The organism is Pseudomonas sp. GW823-FHT05G12, from assembly GCF_058795575.1.
This window is the reverse complement of the sequence record NZ_CM179501.1, coordinates 3,391,770-3,410,801: the sequence shown is the minus strand read 5'-3', so window position 1 is coordinate 3,410,801 and position 19,032 is coordinate 3,391,770. Positions and strand designations below refer to the sequence as shown.

Annotated in this window: 15 protein-coding genes; 10 read left to right on the top strand and 5 right to left on the bottom strand. The window is 59.7% G+C overall.

Translation table 11 applies throughout. From position 1 onward, the window contains the following. Positions 1 to 4 precede the first annotated feature (4 nt). Positions 5 to 1,330, top strand: coding sequence for an ABC transporter substrate-binding protein (locus AC3RCM_RS15515; RefSeq protein WP_003253969.1), 1,326 nt, complete (start codon positions 5 to 7; stop codon positions 1,328 to 1,330). Between the two features lie 209 nt (positions 1,331 to 1,539). Here AC3RCM_RS15515 and AC3RCM_RS15510 read toward each other — a convergent pair whose 3' ends face one another. The 3 genes from AC3RCM_RS15510 to AC3RCM_RS15500 are packed head-to-tail and all read right to left on the bottom strand — an operon-like array spanning position 1,540 to position 4,058. Next, a complete protein-coding gene (locus tag AC3RCM_RS15510; RefSeq protein ID WP_064493302.1) occupies positions 1,540 to 2,643 on the bottom strand; it encodes a sigma-54 interaction domain-containing protein in 1,104 nt (367 codons plus the stop codon). Between the two features lie 8 nt (positions 2,644 to 2,651). Continuing rightward, positions 2,652 to 3,839: an acyl-CoA dehydrogenase family protein gene (locus tag AC3RCM_RS15505; protein WP_004576530.1), complete on the bottom strand. Its 1,188-nt coding sequence runs from the start codon at positions 3,837 to 3,839 to the stop codon at positions 2,652 to 2,654. 45 nt (positions 3,840 to 3,884) lie between these two features. Then, positions 3,885 to 4,058, bottom strand: coding sequence for a hypothetical protein (locus AC3RCM_RS15500; protein ID WP_177410020.1), 174 nt, complete (start codon positions 4,056 to 4,058; stop codon positions 3,885 to 3,887). A 354-nt stretch (positions 4,059 to 4,412) separates the two neighbouring features. Here AC3RCM_RS15500 and AC3RCM_RS15495 point away from each other — a divergent pair, with 354 nt between their 5' ends. Genes AC3RCM_RS15495 through AC3RCM_RS15480 form a run of 4 tightly spaced genes read left to right on the top strand, consistent with a single transcriptional unit; the run spans position 4,413 to position 8,582 of the window. Continuing rightward, the gene (locus tag AC3RCM_RS15495) at positions 4,413 to 6,509 is read left to right on the top strand and encodes an ATP-binding cassette domain-containing protein (protein WP_081273302.1); all 2,097 of its coding nucleotides are present in this window, start codon (positions 4,413 to 4,415) and stop codon (positions 6,507 to 6,509) included. Between the two features lie 8 nt (positions 6,510 to 6,517). Beyond that, positions 6,518 to 7,564, top strand: coding sequence for an ABC transporter substrate-binding protein (locus AC3RCM_RS15490; RefSeq protein WP_019751216.1), 1,047 nt, complete (start codon positions 6,518 to 6,520; stop codon positions 7,562 to 7,564). After that, a complete protein-coding gene (locus AC3RCM_RS15485) occupies positions 7,561 to 8,484 on the top strand; it encodes a homocysteine S-methyltransferase family protein (protein WP_134698411.1) in 924 nt (307 codons plus the stop codon). The genes AC3RCM_RS15490 and AC3RCM_RS15485 overlap by 4 nt, the downstream gene beginning before the upstream one ends. Then, the gene (locus tag AC3RCM_RS15480; protein WP_177410021.1) at positions 8,481 to 8,582 is read left to right on the top strand and encodes a peptide-methionine (S)-S-oxide reductase; all 102 of its coding nucleotides are present in this window, start codon (positions 8,481 to 8,483) and stop codon (positions 8,580 to 8,582) included. Before AC3RCM_RS15485 ends, AC3RCM_RS15480 begins: the two co-directional genes overlap by 4 nt. A 247-nt stretch (positions 8,583 to 8,829) precedes the next feature. On the opposite strand, the gene acuI is transcribed toward AC3RCM_RS15480, so the two are convergent. Continuing rightward, positions 8,830 to 9,813, bottom strand: coding sequence for an acrylyl-CoA reductase (NADPH) (acuI, locus tag AC3RCM_RS15475; protein WP_492629002.1), 984 nt, complete (start codon positions 9,811 to 9,813; stop codon positions 8,830 to 8,832). Between the two features lie 47 nt (positions 9,814 to 9,860). Further along, positions 9,861 to 10,493, bottom strand: coding sequence for an acrylate utilization transcriptional regulator AcuR (gene acuR, locus AC3RCM_RS15470; protein WP_185279428.1), 633 nt, complete (start codon positions 10,491 to 10,493; stop codon positions 9,861 to 9,863). An 80-nt stretch (positions 10,494 to 10,573) separates the two neighbouring features. Between acuR and gcvA the strand changes: the two genes are divergently transcribed. From gcvA to AC3RCM_RS15445, 5 genes are all read left to right on the top strand, one after another. Then, positions 10,574 to 11,503: a transcriptional regulator GcvA gene (gene gcvA, locus AC3RCM_RS15465; RefSeq protein ID WP_064493297.1), complete on the top strand. Its 930-nt coding sequence runs from the start codon at positions 10,574 to 10,576 to the stop codon at positions 11,501 to 11,503. 205 nt (positions 11,504 to 11,708) lie between these two features. Then, complete coding sequence (locus tag AC3RCM_RS15460) at positions 11,709 to 14,207, top strand: CoA transferase (RefSeq protein ID WP_064493296.1); 2,499 nt, start codon at positions 11,709 to 11,711, stop codon at positions 14,205 to 14,207. A gap of 126 nt (positions 14,208 to 14,333) precedes the next feature. Next, positions 14,334 to 15,491, top strand: a complete 1,158-nt coding sequence (locus AC3RCM_RS15455) for an iron-containing alcohol dehydrogenase (RefSeq protein WP_020191699.1) — start codon at positions 14,334 to 14,336, stop codon at positions 15,489 to 15,491. Positions 15,492 to 15,536: 45 nt separating this feature from the next. Next, positions 15,537 to 17,033, top strand: coding sequence for a CoA-acylating methylmalonate-semialdehyde dehydrogenase (locus tag AC3RCM_RS15450; RefSeq protein WP_064493295.1), 1,497 nt, complete (start codon positions 15,537 to 15,539; stop codon positions 17,031 to 17,033). 314 nt (positions 17,034 to 17,347) lie between these two features. Next, positions 17,348 to 18,985: a BCCT family transporter gene (locus AC3RCM_RS15445; protein WP_064493294.1), complete on the top strand. Its 1,638-nt coding sequence runs from the start codon at positions 17,348 to 17,350 to the stop codon at positions 18,983 to 18,985. Positions 18,986 to 19,032 lie beyond the last annotated feature (47 nt).

Genomic DNA, 19,032 nt, shown 5'->3' with positions numbered 1-19,032 from the left:
CACGATGTCGACCCGATCCGTCCTCGGCCGCCTGGCGCTGGCCGTGAGCCTAGCGGCTGGTGCACTCAACGTGCACGCGGCCAACGAACAGTATTTCCCCCTGCAGAGCTACCGCGTTGGCCCCTATGCCGCAGGTGGTACCGGTTTCTTCGGGGGTTTTATCGATTACCTCAAGTACGTCAACGCCCAAGGCGGCGTGAATGGTGTCAAGCTGACCTGGAGCGAGTGCGAGACTGAGTACGTCGTGGAGAAGGGTGTGGAGTGCTACGAGCGCCTCAAGGGTGGGCTCAACGGCGCACCGGCTGCCGCCACCAATCCGCTGTCGGTGGGTATCGCGTATGCCACCCTGGAGCGCTCCACGGCCGACAAGCTGCCGCTGATCACCATCAACCATGGGCGTACCGACTCCACCGATGGCAGCGTGTTCCCTTACGTCTTCCCGCTGCAGCTCAATCCCTATTCCGAGGTATCGGCCATCGTCAACTGGATCGCACAGCAGGCAGGCGGCGAGCAGGGCCTCAAGGGCAAGAAGATCGTCACGCTCTTTCACGGTTCGCCCTATGGCAAGGAAACCAACGAGGTGCTGCAGGCCCTGGCGGACAAGTACGGGTTCGAGTTGACCCTGCTGGAGGTGCCGCACCCCGGCAACGAGCAACAATCGCAGTGGCTGAACATCCGCCGTCTGAAGCCGGACTGGGTCATCCTGCGCGGCTGGGGCGTGATGAACCCGGTGGCGCTGAAGACTGCGCAGAAGGTCGGTTTCCCTGCCGACCGTATCATCGGCAATATCTGGAGCAACTCCGAGGAAGACGCGGCGCCTGCCGGTGCCGCGGCCAAGGGCTTCATCGCCATCACCACGCATCCGTCCGGTACCGAGTTCCCGGTGCTGCAGGGCATCGAACAGGCGGTGGTGGACAAGGGCCAAGGCGACCTGGCCGATCCGAAGCGCTTCGGCACCGTTTACTACAACCTCGGCGTGGTCAACGGCATCCTCAACGTCGAGGCATTGCGTCTGGCTCAGGAGAAGTTCGGCAGGCAACCGCTGAGTGGCGAGCAGGTGCGTTGGGGCTTCGAACACCTGAACCTGGACGATACCCGCCTGCAGGCACTCGGTGCCAAGGGGCTGGTGCAGCCGCTTAAACTGTCCTGCTCCGACCATGAAGGCGGTGGCGCGGTGCGCTTCCAGCAGTGGGACGGGCAGAAGTGGAAACTGATCAGCGACTGGGTACAGGCCGACCGCGCGTTTTTGCGGCCGATCATCGAGGCCTCGTCGCATCAATATGCCAAAGAGAAGGGTATCACCCCGCGTGATTGCAGCCAGGAAGGCTGATCGCGCGGGCAGGGCCGGTGGCGTCCCCCCGGCCTGTCTTCAGCCCTGCGCAGTTCGGGCGCCGCCGCGCACCAGGCCCACACCGGCTCAAAGGTTGGGGGGCGCTTCCAGTCTGTTGCGATTGCCGCCATTTGGCGCGGCCATGCGCTTCTGTCCTTCGCAACCCTCTTGGCGCAGTTGGCAAGGGGGCAATCGTTCGTGGCGGCCTCTCAGATTGATAGTTGTATCGCCCGCTCAGGGCGCATCTGGGGCTCTGGCCGGCGCCGATTGACCACCAGTTCGCCGATGGCAATCAGTCGGGCGCGGGTGATGTTGCGGCTCAGACCCAGCAGGCTGGCCGTGTGCACCTGGTTGCAGTGGCAGAAACGATAGGCACTGCGTAGCAGGGAGTCCTCGACCTTCTCGTGCAGGCTGCCGGCCTGCTCCTCGAACAGGCGCTGAAAGGCACGCAGCAACTGCTCTTCGGCGCTTTCGGCGGTGCTCACCGGCGACTTGTCCTGGCGCTCGATACGCAGGTGCGACAGGCGCAGGTCGTCGTCCTGCACCAGGCCATTGCGGCACACCAGCAGGGTGTGGTGGATGACGTTTTCCAGCTCGCGGATGTTGCCGGGCCAGTCGTAGCTCACCAGCTTGCGTTCGGCCTCGGGGGACAGGCGCACTTCGCCGTAACCCAGGCGGTTGCAGTAGGTCTTGATGAAGTGTCGGGTCAGCGGCAGGATGTCGCCCGGGCGTTCTCGCAGCGGGTAGAGTTGCAGGCTGACCACGTTGAGGCGGTAGTACAGGTCTTCGCGGAAGTTGCCGGCAGCGATGGCCTTGTCCAGTTGTACGTTGGTGGCGGCGACCACGCGCACGTCGATGGGAATGCTCTTGCGCGAGCCCAGGCGCACCACTTCACGCTCCTGCAGCACGCGCAACAGCTTGACCTGGATGGCCATGGGCAGGTCGCCGATTTCGTCGAGGAACAGCGTGCCACCGTTGCCCTCCTCGAACCAGCCGGCCTTGGCCGCCAGGGCGCCGGTGAAGGCGCCTTTCTCGTGGCCGAACAGCTCGGCCTCCACCAGCGACTCCGAAAAGGCGCCACAGTTCACCGCGACGAAGGGGCCGTTGCGCCGTCCGCTGAGGTTGTGTATGTGGCGTGCGACCAGCTCCTTGCCCGTGCCGGTCTCGCCGATGATCAGGACGCTGGCCTCGCTGGGAGCGACCTGTTGCAGGTGGGCGAGCAGCGCCTGCGATCTAGCGTCTTCGAAGACCTGTGCGGTTGCCCGGATCGAGGTGGCCAATGACGGCGAAGGGGGGAGGGTCAGCAACTGCATGGCGATTCCTATGAGTAGAAAGATGGGGTGGGTCGCGTCTGACTCAGTGCCCACTCACCCAGCTCGTGGAGTTTGTAGTCCAGCGGGTCGTGCAGGCTCTGGGTACGCAGGTTGCGCCAGTAGCGATCGAGGCGTAGCGAGGCGTGGGTCGCGCGTGCGCCAGTGACCTCGAACAGGCGGTTGCAGATGTCCAGGCCAGTGCGTGCCGCCGCCACTTTGGCCGTGGCGATGGCCAGCGCCAGTTGCGCACGCTCTTCGGCGCCGAGCGCGTGCTCCTTGTGCCAGGCCGCGTCGAGTTGCGTCGCGGCGCGCTCCACCAGCAGGCGCACGCCTTCCAGACCGACCCAGAACTCGCCGTAGTGGCGCAGGATGTAAGGGTCTTCGCTGACATGTCGGGCTTTGGAGCGGAACCACGGGCGGCCTTCCTTCAACGTGTAATGGCGGGCCTCTTCCAGAGCGCCTTCGGTGATACCAAGGAATACGTTGGCGAAATGCAACTGGGCGATCAGCGGGCGCAGGCTGGCGAAGGGTGTGCTCAGCGGGCCAGGGTCGAGAAGCATCTCGTTCTCTTCGACGCGCACGCGCTCGAAAGTTGCGCTGCCGCTGTCGGTCTGGCGCTGGCCCATGTTGTTCCAGTCATCATGCAGTGTGATACCGGTCCGGCCGCTGGGGATGGCAGCGATCAGCAGCTTGCCGCCAGCACTTTCATCGACTGCCGAGGCAATCAGCATTTCCGAGTCGCTGGCGCCTGAGCAGAAACTCTTCTTGCCGGAAAACTCGTACCAACCGTCGAAGCGTGTGAGCACGGTGCGGCTGTCCAGAGGGTTGAGCGCATTGCCCCAGAACCAGTTCTTGCGCGCGGTCTGCTCGAACCAGGGTTGCCACTGATCGCGACGGGAGAACAGGCGCACGGTAGCCAGCATCAAGTGCTGAAAGCCGAAGACGTGGGCGATGGAACTGTCGACCCGGGCGAATTCGCGCACCACCTCCAGGGTTTCGCTCCAGCTAGCGCCGAGGCCGCCGAACTGGGTGGGTATGCTCAGCGCCAACAAGCCGCTCTGGCGGATAGCGTCGCGCTGGGCCTTGGGTGTGCCGCCGGCCTCGTCGCGCTCGACGGCGGTTTCGGCGAACGCCGTCGCTAGGCGACGTGCAGTCTGCAAGGGGCTAAGCACGGCAGGTCGTAGAGGGGTTGTCACTCGGCATTCCTCGCTGGCTGGTGGGATGGCGGATAGGGGGGCATTTCATAGCGGCGCCTCAGACAATTTGCTCAGCACATGCGCTTGGCGATGGAAGAGGGCTGCGGTGCGTTCTGCGGCTAGCGGGATGCGGGCCTGCAGAGGCTGGAAGAAACTGAACAGCGGGTGCAGCTGCAACAGCACCTGGGATTGGCCGGAGGTAGGCAATGACGTTGGCATCAGAAACTTCAACTCTCCAACACGGTTACCCCGATCCATCGCGGGTCTGATGAAAGTATAAAAGTCGATTCATATCTCTAAAAATAATAATAAATAATATTTATATTCCCGTATGGAATATTTATTTATTGCAAATGCAATGGCCTCACAAGGCTGCCAATGCTTTCGTTCAACTAAGACCGCAGGCGTGTTCCTCGCTGTTTCCCACACAACAGCAGCCATGCAATGTTGCTGCCTCTTCAACACCGTGCCGTCATGACAAAAACCCATCTCGCGCTTGAGTACGCGGGGTTTGGCCGATTGGCATGGAATCTGCTTCGTCGCCCTGGAATCCATTGAATCCCAGGGGGCGACGTGATCGCTGATAAATATCCACTGATTGCCAATGACCCTTTGGAAACCCCTGCGCGGGTCAGCGCAGACTCCCTTGGCTCTGCATCGATTCATGCTATCGCGCTGGAATTTCGCGCGGTCACCAAACGTTACGAGGGGAGCCGGTCAGGCTCCAGCAACGCGGTTGAGCAAGTGAACCTCGCGGTGCGGCGTGGCGAAGTGCTTTGTTTGATGGGTACATCCGGCAGCGGCAAGTCGACTTTGCTGCGCCACGTCAATCGGTTGATAGAACCGAGCAGCGGCGAGGTGCTCATCGACGGTGAGGTTCTGAGCGACTTGACGCAGCCTGCGCTGCGCCAACTGCGGTCGCAGCGCATCGGCATGGTGTTCCAGCATTTCGGCTTGCTGCCGCATCGAAGCGTGCTCGACAACGTGGCCTTGCCCCTGGAATTGCGCGGTGAGCCGGAGAGTACGCGGCGCGCAGCGGCACAACGGCAGTTGCAGGCGGTGGGGCTGAAAGAGTGGGGCGAGCGTTTGCCCCACGAGTTGTCTGGTGGCATGCAGCAACGTGTCGGGCTTGCGCGAGCACTGGTCACCGAGCCTGACATTCTGCTGATGGACGAACCCTTCAGTGCACTGGACCCCACCATCCGCCGTGATTTGCAGGGGCGCTTCCTGCAACTGGTGCGCGAACGGGGAATCACGACGCTGCTGGTGACCCACGATCCGGGTGAGGCGTTACGTCTGGCAGATCGTATCGCCGTCTTGCGCGGTGGTCGGCTGATTCAGGTCGGCACCCCTGGTGAATTGCTTGAACAGCCGGCGGACGAGGGGGTGGCGGATTTCTTCGACGATCGGCCGCATATCGGCCCGAGCATTCCCTCGCCTAGTGACGAGGTGCTCAGCGAGCCACCGTCGGTCGAAGTGCAAGCGCGCTCGACAAACCATTGGATTCGCCAAAGCGTGTTGGGCCCGGCAGCGCTCGCTGACGCCGGACGAGGTGGCCTGTTCTGGCTGGCGCTGCTGCTGGAGTTGACGGCCCTGGCCGTGCTTGCTGGCGCGTGGCGCGAGGGGGCGGGGTGGCTATCGGCCGCAGCACTGGCAGTGCTGCTGGTCAATCGCTTGGGTTGTGCTTGGGTGAGCCTGCACGGCCACGGCCGTGACTCCCTGGGCGTCGCTTTACCCTTGGCGCTGCTGCTGGTGAGTCAGGTACTGACCGTATGGCGCGCCCTGACGCCGGATGCTGCCGGGGCACTGGTGCAGTTTCCCGCCGATCGCGACAGTATGCTGGCAGTTGCTGGTGCCATCGACACGTTGATTGGCTGGTCTCAGGTCACGTTCGAGAGCGTATTCGTCGGGGTGATCGTGGCGGTGCGCACCGTCATTGATGGCGTTGAAGGTGCGCTGGGCTGGATTCCGTGGCCGGTACCGGCGCTTGCATTGGTCTACCTGGCCTGGCGCTCTGCCGGCGCGATCCTGGCCCTGACGACTGCGTTAGCCCTGGGTTATATCGGCCTGTTCGGTTTCTGGGAGCGTACGATTTCCACCATCGCCCTGGTCGGCGCTTCGGTGCTGCTGTCGCTGCTGATCGGCATTCCCACCGGCATTCTCCTGGCCAAGCGGGCGCTGGCTCGGCGCTTGGTCACGCCGCTGTTGGATGTCATGCAGACCTTGCCGACCTTCGTCTACCTGATTCCGGCAGTGGCCTTCTTCTCGGTCGGTAAGACGCCGGCGGTGATCGCCACGGTGATTTTCGCCCTGGCGCCGATGATCCGTCTCACCGCCCTGGGTATTCAGGAGGTGCCCAAGGCCGCGGTGGAGGCTGCGGTCGCCCATGGCGCAACGCCCTGGCAGACGCTCACCCGGGTCGAGTTGCCATTGGCCTCCGGCTCTCTGTTGCTGGGGGTGAACCAGACCATCGTGATGAGTCTGTCCATGGTGGTCGTGGCAGCACTGATTGGTGCCGGAGGCCTTGGCTACGACGTCATGACCGCCTTGCGCAACATCAAGGGTGGTGAGGGCGTCCTGGCCGGTATTGCCATTGTTTTTTGTGCCCTGGTGCCCGACCGGATCATTCAGGCATCCCTTCGCAAACGTCATCATTCTACTCAGGAGTAACAGGTTCCATGACCCGATTCCTTTCCCGCGGGCTTGCCGGGTTCGCTCTGCTGGCCGCACTGGTACCAGCGACAGCAAGCTTTGCCAAGGACAAGATCGTTATTGGCGAGCAGAACTGGACCGGCGCCATCGCCATCCAGTACATCCTCGGCGACATCATTTCCAATCGCCTTGACGGCGATGTTTCCTACCTGGCCGGTGATCTGCCGGTACTGTTCGCCGCCGCTGCCAAGGGTGACGGCTCGGTGGACGTGCTGACCGACATCTGGCTGCCGAACCAATCAGCAGCCTTCGCCAAGTACGTGAACGGCGGTACCCGTTCGCTGATCCCCAACAAGCAACCCTATGTCGGTGTGCAGGGTTTCTACATCCCGGGCTACATCCAGGACCGGTACAACGTGAAGTCGGTGTATGACCTGAAGAAGCCAGAGGTCGCCAGGTTGTTCGCTCCGCTGGGGGGTGGCAAGTCCCAGCTATTGGTCGGGCCGGCAGGCTGGGAGTCGACCTATATCGGTCAGATCAAAGCCAAGGATTACGGTTTCGACGGCAACTTCGAGTCGGTCTCCACGGAGGCCTCGGTGACTTACGCCAAGCTTGATGCTGCCTACAAAGCCGAGCGTGGGGTGATTTTCTACGCCTACACACCAGACTGGATCTTCTCCGCCTATGACCTGCGCCGTCTTGATGAACCGCCATTCGATGGCTATGCCCAGGACAACAAGAAGGGCGACCCGCTGTACAAGGCTGACGGCTGCTGGACATTCATCAGCCCGACCGTGGATGCCGACTGGCTCAACAAGAGCAGCATCACCTGCGCGTATCCCGACGCGAAGGTGCACATCCTCGCGTCTTCTGCGCTACGCCAGCGTGCACCGCGGATTTCCGCGTTTCTGGAGAACGTAAGTATCGATCCGGCATCCCTCAACGACCTGATCCTCAAGATCGAGCGTGAGAAGCAGCCGGCGGATGCGGCGGCCAAAGCCTGGGTCGCCGCCAATCAGGCGACCGTCGATCGTTGGTTGAGTGCCACTGGCACCCAGGTGGCTGCCCAATGACTCGACGTGCCTGGACGCTGCTCGATGGTGGGATGGGACGAGAACTCAAGCGGATCGGCGCACCCTTCCGGCAGCCGGAATGGTCAGCACTGGCGCTGTTCGAAGCGCCCGAATACGTGACGCAGGTCCACCGAGCGTTCATTGCCGCCGGGGCCAGGGTGATCACCACCAACAGCTATGCAGTGGTGCCGTTTCACATTGGCGAGGAACGCTTTGCCCGCTCCGGGCGGGCGCTGGCTGAACTGTCCGGGCGGCTTGCCCGTGGCGCTGCCGAGGAGGCGGGGGCTTTGGTGCAGGTCGCCGGTTCGCTGCCGCCGGCGTTGGGGTCGTATCGCCCGGACCTGTTTGATCCAGCCCGTTCCCAGGCCATCCACCGTGAATTGATCCGTGGCCTGGCGCCCCATGTGGATTTCTGGTTGGCGGAAACCCAGAGCTCCTTGGCCGAAGCGCGCGCCGTGCACGCGGCCCTGGACGGCGATGGCAAGCCGCTCTGGCTGTCCTTCACGTTACTCGATCCTGACACAGAGCACACGGAGCCTTTGCTGCGCTCGGGTGAAAGCGTGCAGCAGGCAGTTCTGCTGGCCCTTGAACTGGGGGCCAGCGCCTTGCTATTCAATTGCAGCCAACCGGAGAGCATGGGCGCAGCGTTGCGCAGTGCCAGACAGGTGCTGAAGCAGGAAGCTCGCGAGTTAGCGCTGGGTGTCTATGCCAATGCCTTTGCGCCAGTACGTGAAGATGCCCAGGCCAACGAGACGCTGCTCGATATTCGTGGCGACCTAGGGCCTGAGGCGTACCTGCAGTGGGCGCAGCAGTGGGTCGAGGAGGGGGCGGGTATTGTGGGCGGCTGCTGCGGCATCGGTCCGGAGCACATCGCCCGACTTGACGAGCATCTGCAAGCCTGCAAGCAGGGGATGGAATGAGCGAAACAGAGGAGGCCGCACTTGGCGAAGGCTGTTTCTGGCGGCTGGAGCGGGCGTTGCGCGAGCTTGGCGGTGTGATCGACAGCCGCGTCGGGTGAGGCAGACGGTCAGCGAAGTGCGCCTCGCCGTGAGCAGGCAGGCAAGCACCTCGCGATGCTCGCCTGTCTCGAGCCAAGCGATCGTCTTGCGCCCGCTGACCTTATGCGTAAGCACCTGGAACAAGCTCGCCGTCGTAAACTCGCAGCGGCGTTCTTCGAGGCGGTTGAGCTGCCTGTCAGGGCGATTGTTCTGGCAGCCCTCGATAAACATTGACCAGGGCTGCTACCCAAGTAGCAAACAACCCTATCAGCTGTTTACGTCTACAATCATCCGACCCCGGTTTTTACCATCCATCAGATCAGTAGCAGCGGCAATTGCGCTCTCAAGGCTAATTTCTCTGGTCATCAACGACAGTGTGTCGAGATTCAGCTGATCGGACAGCTTTTCCCAAGCCTCGACGCGCCGCTCGAAGGGCTGAGTGACGCTGTTGATGCCGAGCAGGCTTACCCCTCGAAGGATGAAAGGTGCAACGGTTGCCGGGAAATCCATTCCCTGGGCCAATCCACATGCAGCTACCAAGCCTTCAGACATTGTGCTTGCGCACGCATTGGCCAGGGTATGGCTGCCGACCGAGTCGATAACGGCTGCCCATTTTTCTTTCGCCAATGGACGCCCTGGGGCTGAAAGCTCGGCCCGATCGATGATGGTCGTTGCTCCCAGGCTTTTCAGATAAGCCTCTTCGCTGGCTTTACCTGTGGCTGCAGTGACGGTATACCCGGCACCGGCGAGAAGGCTAATGGCAAAGCTACCGACGCCGCCGGTGGCGCCTGTTACCAGCACCGGCCCATCGGAGGGTTTCAGCCCATGGCGTTCCAAAGCCATCAAGCACAGCATGGCGGTGTATCCAGCGGTACCGATGGCCATGGCTTGGCGTTCGTTCAAGCGCTCAGGGTGGGGGATCAGCCAGTCGCCGTTCAACCTCGCCTTTTGAGCAAGTCCGCCCCAATGGCTTTCACCCACCCCCCAGCCATTGAGCAATACGCGATCGCCAGGTTTGTATCGAGGATCGTCACTCGCTTCGACAGTGCCCGCGAGGTCGATACCCGGCACCATCGGAAACTGCCGAACGACCGGCCCCTTGCCGGTGATTGCGAGCGCATCCTTGTAGTTCAAGGTGCTGTAGGCCACCTTCACCGTCACGTTTCCGCTGGGTAGCTGATCATCCTGCAGCTCGGTGAGTCGGGCCGAGTACTTGTCTTCCAGCTTCTCAATCAGAATGGCTTTGAACATGCTTTGTCCTTATTTAGACCGGCTGTCTTTAAATTGCCCGAAAGGAATCAACGAGTGATTCCCGTCAGAAAACCTTGGAAAAAAATGTCCAGGGGGCGGACATGCTGCGTCAGTCGTGCCCGAAGCACGGCACCCTCCCAGCCAACCCAGAAATAGGCCGCGAGGGCTTTGCAGTCATGTTCGCAAGACACCTCGCCCTGCTTGACCGCCTCCTCCAGGCAGGTTGACAAGCGCGCCTCCCAGTCCTGAAGCGTCAGTTCCAGTTGTTCACGGAAGCTGGCGGGCAGCACCAACACCTCCTGGCCAAGGTTGCCGACCAGGCAGCCTCTGCGGAACTGGTACTTGGCCATCCCGACCTTCGCTTCTTCAACGAAGTTGGAAAGCCTTCGCAGCGGTGACACGCTCAGGTCGCTGAAGCAGCGATCGAGTTTTCGAGCGAAGTAATCGGCATAGCGCTGCAGTACCGCTTGGCCGAATGCTTCTTTGCTGTCGAAGTAGTGATAGAACGAGCCCTTGGGCACCTGGATACGTTTGAGCACGGTATCGATGCCGGTGGCAGCGAAGCCTTGCTCGGTGAGGATTTCCATGCCGCAGCGCAACAAGAGCTCGAGCGTTTCGCCATGCTCACGCGCGATCTTGGGCGGTCGGCCCCTTCGAGGGACAGGTTTGGCGCTATTCATGCGTTGTAATTTAGACTGTTCGTCTCTAATGTCAACCGCAGAGCGATTCGATTCCCGATGAGCCTAGTGTTGGATGCGTTATGAAAAAGCGTTTGCCGCCCCTGAACTGGCTTCGAGCTTTTGAGGTTTCTGCCCGGCTATTGAATTTCACCCATGCTGCTGAGGAACTCAATCTCACGCAAGCAGCGATCAGTCAGCAGGTCAAAGCTTTGGAGTCGCAGTTAGGCCAAGCGCTTTTCAAGCGTCTTCCGCGGGGACTTGAGCTGACGGAGGCAGGCAAGTCCTACTTCCCGGTGGTCAGAGAGTCGGTTGAGCGCCTCGCTGCCTCGACGGATGAGATCTTTGGGCTGGGGCATCGAAGCGTGCTCAGCATCCGCAGCAGTCTGGTGTTCTTCACACATTGGATAGCCCCCCGATTACCCCGATTTGGAGCAAGACATCCGGATGTGAGCATTCGAGTTGCAAGTAACATCTGGGTAGATGAAACAGAGTTCGATGCCGATCTGGAAATCCGGTACGGGCAAGGGCGCTGGCCTGGCATGAAGGCTGAGCGCCTGACGTGGGACACGCTTGTGCCCGTGTGTTCACCTGCATTGATCACCGAGGAGCGCCCGTTGCAACGCCCTCAGGATCTTGCGCTGCACCCCTTGCTGCATGTGCTGGGCTACGAGGAAGGCTGGGGTTATTGGCTCAAGAAGAATAATGCAGAGAGCGTTGATTCGTCTCAGGGGATGCAGTTCGATACCCTTATTTCGGCATTGACGATCGCTGAGCTTGGCCAAGGCGTCGCTTTGGCGCGGTCTTCCCTGGTCAAGCATCTCCTGGACGAGGGCCGCCTTGTCGCCCCCCTTGGACGGCATGTACCGACCAAAGAAGCGTTCTACCTGGTTTATTCAGCTCACAGCATGGTCAATCCCGATGCGGCGGCTTTTGCCCAGTGGCTGTGCGAAGAGGCCCAGTCTTTCAAGGAGGCGTCCAGTGCTGAAGAGGACGGACATCCCCAGCAATAAGCAAAGCACCCGTGCAATAAAAAAAATGGCCCCTTAGGGCCATTTTTTATTGCTTTCGCGTTGCCTGCGAATTTCTGAAAGTAGCAAGCACATCGCAAGCCCTTGGAGGGTGCAGTCGTCCAGGGTCCGGTCAGTACGAGGTCTCAATAACAACAATAACCGCGCCGGCGAATATCGGCGGCCCGGGCTACCTAGGGTTATCCTCATGCAGCAAACCAACCAATTGCCTTTGCAAGGCGTCAATGTCATCGATTTCGGGCAGTACATCGCAGGCCCTGCGGTCGCGATGATCCTCGCTGATCTTGGGGCCACAGTCGTCCATATCGACCCCCCGGATGGGCCCCTATGGGACAGCCCGGCAAATGCCACGCTCAACCGCAACAAGCTGTGCATGCGCCTGGATCTGAAGGCGCCAGAGGGGCTGCAGCAAGCTCGCGAACTCATCTCCCGTGCCGATATCGTGATCGAAAATTTCCGGCCGGGGGTCATGTCCAGATTGGGCCTCGATTTCGCAGAGCTGCGACGTACTCGCCCTGAGTTGATCACCTTGTCGATTCCAGGGTTTGCCAGCGATGACGAGTTGCGCGCGCAATGGCGTGCTACCGAGTCGGTGATCGCTTCGGCCTCTGGTGTATTCACCGATATGGGCCAAAACCGCGTGCTGATGGGCATCAACCCTAGTTTCTCGCCACTTCCCCTGGCGTCAGCGTACGGCACCATGCTGGCTGTGTCGTCTGTGGTACTTGCTTTGCAGGCGCGTGAAAAGAACGGTGTTGGCGATCAGATCGAAGTGCCCTTGGCATCTGCGGTGATGGAAGGCCTGTCGTACAACTCGATCAAGATCGATGGTTACCCGCTGCGCTACAAGACCCTGCGTGAGAAGGAGAGCGAGCGTCGTCGGGCAGAGAACCTGCCGATGAACCTGAGCTACCAGGATTTGCAGGAGTACCTCGACCCGTTCTACCGGACCTATGAATGTGCCGATGGCCGTAAATTCTACGCCGTTTGCCCATCGCATCGGGAGCATGCCAAGCGCTGTTTGCAGGCTATGGGCATCTACGAAGAAATGGTTGCCGCCGGCTTGCCGAAGGTTGATGACCCCTACCTGCCGATTGATCAATGGGAAGGGAATGCATCCCTGGGCGTTTATCCTTTGCCTGCCGATTGGGCTGCACGTATCTCGGCTCGGATGAAGGACGTGTTCTTGACTAAAACCGCGGCCGAGTGGGAAGTCATCTTCGGTGAAGGGCGTTTCCCCGGCGCGCCGCACAGGTCTACCCAGGAGTGGCTCCATGACGAGCACTCGAATACTGCTGGTTTGATTGTCGAGGTCAATGATCGCGAGTTCGGCGTCATGAAGCAGCCTGGCCCAATTGCCTGGTTGGAAGGTTGTTCAGAACCCATGCTGAAGCCTGTTTCGCGTCGCGATGTGCGCTTCGAGGAAGCGATGGCAACGCTGTCTGAACGCCCTGTACGTGCATTGCCGCCTGCCAAGCTCGACAAGCCTGCCGGTTGGCTGGAAGGTGTCAAGATCCTCGACCTAACGAACGTGATCGCAGGGCCGCACTCGACATCGTTCCTGGGCCGCTTCGGGGCAGACGTCATCAAGCTCGACCCTGTCGTGCCCAATTATGATCCGTGGAATACCGTGGTCTTCGGCATGTCGTCGGCACGTGGCAAGGAAAGTGTTCTGGTTGATCTGAACAAGCCCGAAGGGCGGGACGTTTTCAATCGTCTGGTGCGGGAGGTCGACGTGATCGTCATGAACGCGCCTGATCGCCAACTGGCACCGCTGGGCCTGGATGAGGCGAGCCTGCAGGCGGTGAACCCTGGTGTGATCTTCTGTCAGCTTGACTGTTTCGGCGGCCCACGTCGCGGCCCTCGTACAGATTATCTGGGGTATGACGACCTGATCCAGGCCACCACCGGCATCATGCTGCGCTTTGGTGGCGGCATGGAAACGCCGGAAGAACATGCTCACGTTGGCACGATCGATGTGATGTGCGGGTTTGCTGCTGCGCTGGGCGTGGCAACAGCGCTTTATCGCAAGCATCACTCCGGGCAAGCTTACCGTGCTCGCACTTCACTGGCATCACTGGGCAATCTGGTACAGATCCCGTTCTGCTACGACTATTCAGGCCGGGCGCCCTTCAATGAGCCGTCCGGGCGGGACGTGGTTGGCTACAGCGACCTTTCCCGGTTCTACAAGACGGCGGATGGCTGGATCTACCTGGATGCCTGCGAACAGGAGTTGCACAAGTTCGCGGCAATCGATGAGCTCAGCGGGCTGGCGGCGGCCACTGATCGTGTTGCCTACCTGAAATCCGTCATCGGCCGCATGAGCAGTTCGGGTCTTCAAGCGCGTTTGCAGGCTGCCAACATAGCTGCTGCGGTACCGGACAACATCGATCACCTGCGCAGCCAGTACAGCCGTACCGCTGATGGCCTGCCGGGTACTGAGAATGGCAGCTACTCCTTCAGCATCTACAGCGACCATCCGAGCGGTCATCGGGTTACGCAGCTGGATCCTTATGCCATTCGCCCGCGGGTAGCGCGAATTCGAGCGCTGCCACCCGCTGAAAAGTTTGGCGCTTCGACTCGCAAGGTATTGGGCCGCTACGGCTATACCGAGGCGCAGATTCAGTCGCTCCTGGACGCCGGCGCAATCGGTGATTCCTGGAGTGAGGAATATCTGCCCAGCTGACTCCTGAAGGCTGGTCAAGGGGCGCGCCTTCGAGAGGTCCCCCTGGCTTGTCGACTTACCGTGCAAGCGAACACGAGCCAAAGGCTGCTCGCGGGCGCGTTCATGCCCAAGAAATGAGATAGAGCCATGACTTACAACAGCATCCTCCCACGTATCCTGCAAACCGGTGCCGGTGCCAGCCAGCAAATCCACCAGGTCCTGGCCAGCCTCGGCTGCCATAAGCCACTCATCATCACTGACCGAATGATGGTTGAGTTAGGTTATGCCGGTCGTATCAGCGCCGTTCTGGCAGAGCACGCAATAGACGTCGACGTGTTCTCCGACACGGTCCCCGAGCCTACTGTCGCTTCGATTCAAGCCGGCGTAGCAACCGCCAGGGAGGGAGGCTATGACAGCATCATCGCACTGGGCGGCGGAAGCCCGATCGACAGCGCCAAAGCGATTGGCATCCTGGCCAAGTTCGGCGGGGTCATGCGCGATTACAAGTTCCCGCGCAATGTCACCGAAATGGGTTTGCCGATCATTGCCATTCCAACGACTGCCGGCACTGGCTCCGAAGTCACCCGTTTCACCATCATCACCGATGAGTCGACTGACGAAAAAATGCTGTGCGTCGGCGCCGGCTTCATGCCTGTCGCAGCACTGGTCGACTATGAGCTCACGCTCTCGTTGCCGCCTCGCGTGACGGCGGACACCGGTATCGATGCGCTGACGCATGCCATCGAGGCTTACGTCAGCAAAAAAGCGAATCTGTTCAGCGATGCCCAGGCACTGGCCGCCATGCGCCTGATCGGGCCAAACCTTCGCAAGGTCTACCACGACGGGGCCGACCGTGTTGCGCGAGAGGCGGTCATGCTGGGGTCGACCCTTGCAGGTCTTGCTTTCTCGTCTGCGTCGGTTGCTTTGGTGCATGGCATGAGTCGTCCCATCGGTGCCGCATTCCATGTGCCTCATGGCTTGTCGAACGCCATGCTGCTCCCCGAGGTGACGGCCTTTTCAATCCCCGCTGCACGTGACCGGTACGCGGATTGCGCGCGTGCAATGGGCGTCGCTACTGAAAGCGATACGGATCAATCCGCAGTTGAAAAACTGCTGGAAGAGTTGGTGGCTATCAACGACGAGCTGAATGTTCCCACCCCGGCACAATTCGGAATTGATCGCGAAAAGTTCTTTGAACTGATGCCAACCATGGCCGCTCAGGCGCTGGCTTCCGGTTCACCTGGCAATAACCCGCGTGTGCCTACCGAGGCTGAGATGGTCGAGCTTTACCGCAGCCTTTGGTAGTCGAACAGCAACGCAATACTTGAATAACAAAAAGTGGAGTTTCACATGAATACTGTCGGTCATCTGATCAACGGCGAAGCCGTTCTCGAATCCAAGCGCACCCAGGATGTTTTCAACCCCGCCACCGGCCAAGTGGCTCGCCAGGTTGCGTTGGCATCAAGCCACACGGTAGAGCACGCCATCGCTACTGCCGAAGCCGCTTTTCCAGCCTGGCGCGACACGCCCCCTATCAAGCGGGCCCGCATCATGTTCCGCTTCAAAGAGCTCCTGGAACAGAACGCTGATGAGATCTGCAAGCTGATTGGTGAAGAGCACGGAAAAATTTCTCATGATGCGGCGGGCGAACTGCAGCGAGGGATTGAGAACGTCGAGTACGCCTGCGGGATCGCCGAACTTCTGAAAGGCGAACACAGCAAGAATGTCGGCCCGAACATCGATGCCTGGAGCGAGTTCCAGCCGCTGGGCGTGGTAGCAGGCATCACGCCGTTCAACTTCCCCGTGATGGTACCCCTGTGGATGATTCCAGTGGCTATTGCGGCGGGGAACTGCTTCATTCTCAAGCCTTCTGAGCGCGACCCAAGCTCTACGTTGTTCATTGCCCAATTGCTGCAGGAAGCAGGTTTGCCCAAGGGTGTGCTGAATGTGGTGAACGGCGACAAGGAAGCGGTCGACATCCTGCTGCGCGACGCGCGCATTCAGGCAGTCAGCTTCGTGGGGTCGACGCCGGTTGCCGAGTATATCTACGCCACCGCCACGGCCCACGGCAAGCGTTGCCAGGCACTGGGTGGGGCCAAGAACCACGCGATCATCATGCCAGATGCCGATATCGACAATGCGGTTAACCAGCTCCTGGGCGCTGCATTTGGCTCGTCCGGTGAGCGCTGCATGGCGCTGTCAGTCGCCGTTGCCGTGGGTGACGCGGCAGCTGATGCGTTGATCGCCAAAATGAAAGAAGCCATGAAAAACCTGAAGGTGGGCGCTTACACCGACAGCAAGAATGATTTCGGCCCGGTGATCACCCGGCAGCACCAGCAAAAAGTGGTCGGCTACATCAACAGTGCTGAAGAGCAGGGTGCCACGGTGGTTGTCGATGGACGTGAGCCAAGGGTCGCAGGCTACGAGGAAGGCTTCTTCGTCGGTGGCACGTTAATCGATCACGTTACCCCAGACATGCAAAGCTACAAGGAGGAGATCTTCGGCCCGGTTCTGCAGGTCATGCGTGTCAACAGCATGAAGGAAGCCATGGCGCTGATCGACACACACGAGTACGGCAATGGAACGTGCATCTTCACCCGAGACGGCGAAGCAGCTCGCTACTTCTCCGACAACATCAAGGTGGGCATGGTCGGCATCAACGTTCCTCTGCCTGTGCCCGTCGCTTACCACAGCTTCGGCGGTTGGAAGCGCTCGTTGTTCGGTGACTTGCATGCCTACGGGCCGGATGGCGTCCGGTTCTACACCCGACGCAAGACCGTCACCCAGCGCTGGCCGTCGTCAGGTGTTCGGGAGGGCGTTGAGTTCTCCATGCCGACGATGAAGTAAAGGCGGGACAAGATGTGTGCCTGACTGCCGTCGGGCACACATCTTTGTGTGGTGTTAAGGCTCACGCGTAGTCGTGCTGCCAGGGTTGTCATGTGCGGTTTTAGGTTTGTTTGGCTGTGCCGCTGAAATAATAATTAAATAAAATTAGAGGCGAATATGAATAATAAGCACAATATATGTTCGGGGAAGGCTGGCGGCCTTTCATTTCTCCAAGGGACTCGATCCGTTCGGGCAGGGGTTGCAATTCGTGCTTGACGTATTGGTATTCAACAGATGCTTGTTGTTGAGTCGAACGTTCTGAGGAGATATGCCAAATGAGTAAGTTAAAAGAGGGTGCCTCATTGGATGGTCGTGTATTTTGGCCATCGATTGCAGTGATACTCGGCGTCACGATTCCACTTATCGCATTTCCTGAGGCTGGGAATGCGGTGATAAATCAGATGTTTGCGTTTGCGACCGGGAAGTTTGGCTGGCTCTACCTGGTTTCCGGTTTGATGACTGTCGTCTTCCTGTTGTGGATGGCGTTCGGGCGCTACGGAAATATACGGCTTGGGCGAAAGAGTGATGCGCCAGAGTTTTCCTACTTTAGCTGGGTCGCGATGATTTTTTGTGGCGGTATCGGCATAGCCATTGTCAACTGGGCCTGGGTTGAGCCGATTTATTACTTTAATGGGCCTCCTTTGAATGTGGCTGCACACAGTCGTGAAGCGGCAGAGTGGGCGTTGACGTATGGGCAGTTCCACTGGGGGTTGACCCCGTGGGCATTTTACTGCTTGCCGGCATTGCCCATCGCCTATTCGATGTATGTACGCCGACAGCCTGGCGTAAGATTGTCGGTTGCTGCACGTGGCGTCTTGGGCGAGAAGTCGAATGGGTGGTTGGGAATCACACTTGATACGGTGGTGGTGTTCGGGATTGTTGGCGGTGTGGGAACATCCCTAGGGTTGGCCGTCCCGCTGGTCTCAACCCTGGCCAGCGACATTTTTGGAATACAGCAGTCCTTCGCATTTGACATGTGCGTTTTGGCGCTATGGACATTGATGTTCGGCATGAGTGTCTGGTTTGGGCTGAGCAAAGGGATAAAGATACTTAGCGATATAAACGTCTATTTGGCTTTTCTGTTGCTTTTGTTCGCTGCCGTTGTCGGCCCAACCTTGTTGCTCATCAACGGTTGGGCAAACAGCCTGGGCCTGATGCTCAACAACTTCATCCACATGAGCCTGTGGACTGACCCTGTTGCGAAAGGTACGTTCCCTCAGGATTGGACCATTTTTTATTGGGCCTGGTGGATTGCTTATGCGCCCATGATGGGGTTGTTTGTTGCGCGTATTTCTCGAGGGCGCACAATCAAAGAGCTTATTTTGGCTGAGCTTGTGTGGGGAAGCCTGGGGTGCTGGGTTTTCTTTGCGGTCTGGGGAGGCTACTCGCTGAATCTTCAGCTCACAGGCGAGCTGGACGTCAGTGCGATTTTGTCACAGCAGGGTATACCGGCGGCTGTACTCGCCATTTTAAAAACAATGCCATTTTCAAGTCTTGTTATTGGCGCTTTCGTTCTGCTTTGCTTTGTGTTCCTGGCGACAACGCTTGATTCGGCAGCTTATGTGCTGGCGTCAGTGACATCGCGTGAGCTCAGCGGCTATGAAGAACCTCAACGCTGGCTACGGATTGTATGGGCGCTGTTACTGGCGGTGATTGGCATCGGTCTTCTCAAAGTAGGCGGGCTGAAAGCTGTTCAAACGTCTACCATTGTCGTTGCGCTGCCTTTGATACCTGTGCTTGGCGTATTGACCTGGTCGCTACTGCGCATGATTCGTGCCGACCTCACGCATGAACTGGCGTCCAGAGAAATTGTCCTGGAAGACGCGGTGACACTTGCCGATCTGCCGGAGGTTGATGTTTCGCGGGCGGTTGAAGCTGTTTTGGTTTCGACTCATCCTGAACCTAAATATTAAAGATTGACCTCGTGCTCTATTCGCAAAGGCCTAGGGTTTCCTAGGTC